This window comes from Chromohalobacter sp. HP20-39, from assembly GCF_033052815.1.
Classification (GTDB): domain Bacteria; phylum Pseudomonadota; class Gammaproteobacteria; order Pseudomonadales; family Halomonadaceae; genus Chromohalobacter.
Genome location: NZ_JAWHTP010000246.1, coordinates 1 through 391 on the forward strand (window position 1 = coordinate 1; position 391 = coordinate 391).

Sequence of the window (391 nt, forward strand, 5' to 3'; positions counted from 1 at the left end):
GCACCGGCATGGTCGGCGCACCGGCTTGCGGCGACGTGATGAAGCTGCAGATCAAGGTGAACGAGCAAGGCGTGATCGAAGACGCCAAGTTCAAGACCTACGGCTGCGGCTCGGCGATCGCCTCCAGCTCGCTGGTGACCGAGTGGGTCAAGGGCAAGACCCTGGACGAGGCGCTGACGATCAAGAACACGCAGATCGCCGAAGAGCTGGCGCTGCCGCCGGTCAAGATCCACTGCTCCATCCTGGCCGAGGACGCCATCAAGGCGGCGGTGGACGACTACCATCGCCGCGCCGAGGGCCGCGCGGTGGCCGATTACGGCTTCCATCTGATCGTGGCCGACCCGACGCCCGAGGTGCTGAAGCATGAACTGCCGGAGCTGATCCGCAAGGG

Annotated in this window: 1 pseudogene; it reads left to right on the forward strand. The window is 65.7% G+C overall.

What is annotated here, in order from left to right:
• Positions 1 to 290 (forward strand): annotated as a pseudogene (locus tag RVY79_RS17830) (iron-sulfur cluster assembly scaffold protein); the annotation flags it as partial.
• Positions 291 to 391 lie beyond the last annotated feature (101 nt).